This window comes from Mesorhizobium sp. M7A.F.Ca.CA.002.05.1.1 (genome assembly GCF_003998335.1).
In the GTDB taxonomy this organism is placed as follows: domain Bacteria; phylum Pseudomonadota; class Alphaproteobacteria; order Rhizobiales; family Rhizobiaceae; genus Mesorhizobium.
The window spans coordinates 1-2,207 of record NZ_RZQI01000955.1; the positions used below are offsets into that span (position 1 = coordinate 1).

The window sequence follows — 2,207 nt, forward strand, 5'->3', positions numbered from 1 at the left end:
ATCATGCACACTGCGCGTTGATAGAAGCTCTATAGCCAAGGTGCGAGCCAGCGGCACTGCTCTGCACAGCAGGAACGGGCGTAAAGCGAGGGAAGCTCCTCGCCTTGGATGAGGTCGGCGAGCTGACAGTCGCCAGTGTCGTCCGAATTGATGTAGGCATCGGCGGCGACGTAGTCGACGGCAGGCATTTAGCACACGCTCGGATCGCAGCCGCGCAGCAAACGTCCAGGCCGCCCGCCTCGCTCGGTTTTCTTCCTAAAAACGGGAGGCACAGGCGGAGCGGCCCTTCATACCAGCGGCTTACTCGATGACGCGGGCGCCACCGACATCTGCGGCTGACGGATCCAGCCCGTAAGCCTTGAGCGCTTCCGCGATCGCGCCATCCTTGCGGTAAGCTTCTAGGGACGTGTCAACGGCCTTCGCAAGATCCTCGTTGCTCTTGTCCAGCAGGAAGGCGGTCTGCGACGGGTTCATGGTCGCATCGATGCGCGGATCTTGTTTCAGCGCATTTACCTTATAATTCTGTCCTTCGTTCTGAATGACAGCGGAGCCGAAGCCGTCGAGCGCCGCCTCAATACGACCGGCATGAAGGTCCTGCGCGAGGTTCAGCGACGACGGATAGGTCTTGGAGCCTTCGTAAAGCTTCTCCATGTCCTGGACCCATAAATATCCTTCAACGGTGCCGACCTTCTTGCCCAGCAGACCATCGACAGTATCAATGCCGTTGGTCGAGGTGACGGACAGTTGGTCGAGATAGACCGGCGTAGACAGAGCGACGACCTTCGCGCGGGCGGCGGTACGATAGAAGCCGCCAAGCGCGATGTCCGCGCGCCGCGACTGAACTGCGGAAACCGCGCCTGGATATGTGAAGATCTCATAAGCGATCTCCAGGCAGTTCTCCTTGGCAAAACGCTTCACGAGATCGCCGTCGATACCCGCGATGCCGCTGTCTTTTTCGAGCGAATACGGAGCGGTGTTGGTAAGCGCGACTGTGAGTTTGCCCGCTGACACGGTTTCGAAAACGTGCTGCGGCTTGCAATCCTGTGCGGACGCGACGCTGGCACCCAAGGCCGTAGCAATGGCCGCGGCCGAGATAATCTTACTCCAATTTTTCACTGTGCTCTCCTCTGACATTGATGGTTTTTGATTGCAGGTCAGCCGAGATGGCTGCCCAGCCTACGTTCGGTGTACGAGACCAGCCACCCGAACGGGACGGTGATGGCGAGATAGAACAGGCCCGCCAAGATCAGGACATCGAGGTAGAGGTAGGTGGCCGCACCCACGCGATAGGCGCGCGCCAGAAGTTCGGGGATGGCGATCGTGTATGTAAGGGCCGTCGCCTGGAAGATGAGAATGGCAAAGCCCATCAGTGCGGGTATTGCGAACAGGATTCCTTGGGGGATCACTACGAAGCGCAGGATGTCCCGGCGGGTCATGCCGAGCGCCCAGCCCGCCTCGATCTCACAATGCGGAACCGCGTTCAGACCGGCGCGAAGGATCTCGCTGGTGTAGGCGCCTGTCGTTAGCGCCAACGCAATCACGCCAGAGGTGAAGGCACTTACGGTCATCCCGGAAGCAGGCAATCCATAGTAGACCATCTGCAGGACGACGAGTGCAGGCGCACCACGCCCGATCTCGACCAATACCACCGCGAAATAGCGGACGAGCCTGTTTCCAGAGGAAGAGGCAAGCGCAAGAACGAGGCCGATAGGCAATCCGAACAGCAGCGCCAGGCCCGCCAACTGAAGACTGACAATAGCTCCTTGGAAAAGCTGGGGCGACCAGTCCAGCCAGTTAGCCAGCATCTCGCTCATTTCGCTTGCCCCCTTGAGCGCAGCCGCCCGTCCACGGCGCGTGCCAACACGACAACGGGTATGGACAGCACGATGTAGAGAAGCGCGGCGAAAATGAACGGCGCGAAGCTGCCGCCGCCGCCTTGAGCCTGCTGCGATGCGTACATCATCACGTCGCGGACACCGATCGTGGAGGCCACGGTCGTGTCTTTGAGCAGGCTAACAAGGAAGGTCGCCATGGGTGGAACCGAGACGCGCAGGACCTGCGGCGCCAGGATATAGCGCAGCGTATCCAGGCGCGACATACCGAGCGCCGTGGACGCCTCCCGCTGGCCCTTCGAGAGGGCCAGGAAGCCACCCCTATAGATTTCAGCGAGATAGGCCGTTGATACCAACCCCATGCCCAGGATGGCA

General features: G+C 60.3%; 4 protein-coding genes. All 4 read right to left on the reverse strand.

The annotated features are described in order from the left end of the window. Window positions 1–29: 29 nt before the first annotated feature. The gene (locus EN939_RS38705; RefSeq protein WP_164775889.1) at window positions 30–188 is read right to left on the reverse strand and encodes a hypothetical protein; all 159 of its coding nucleotides are present in this window, start codon (window positions 186–188) and stop codon (window positions 30–32) included. Window positions 189–300: 112 nt separating this feature from the next. After that, a complete protein-coding gene (locus EN939_RS31065) occupies window positions 301–1,116 on the reverse strand; it encodes a substrate-binding periplasmic protein (RefSeq protein ID WP_164748881.1) in 816 nt (271 codons plus the stop codon). Window positions 1,117–1,154: 38 nt separating this feature from the next. Then, window positions 1,155–1,814 carry an amino acid ABC transporter permease gene (locus EN939_RS31070; RefSeq protein WP_127270814.1) on the reverse strand — a complete coding sequence of 220 codons (660 nt, stop codon included), beginning with the start codon at window positions 1,812–1,814 and terminating at the stop codon, window positions 1,155–1,157. After that, the coding region (locus EN939_RS31075; RefSeq protein WP_127271444.1) for an ABC transporter permease subunit at window positions 1,811–2,207 on the reverse strand (397 nt) is incomplete at its 5' end. The genes EN939_RS31070 and EN939_RS31075, both read right to left, overlap by 4 nt.

What these genes read in the sequence shown, in the direction of transcription:
- EN939_RS38705 (WP_164775889.1), bottom strand. Translation starts at nt 188, where the DNA reads ATGCCTGCCGTCGACTACGTCGCCGCCGATGCCTACATCAATTCGGAC.
- EN939_RS31070 (WP_127270814.1), bottom strand. Translation starts at nt 1,814, where the DNA reads ATGAGCGAGATGCTGGCTAACTGGCTGGACTGGTCGCCCCAGCTTTTC.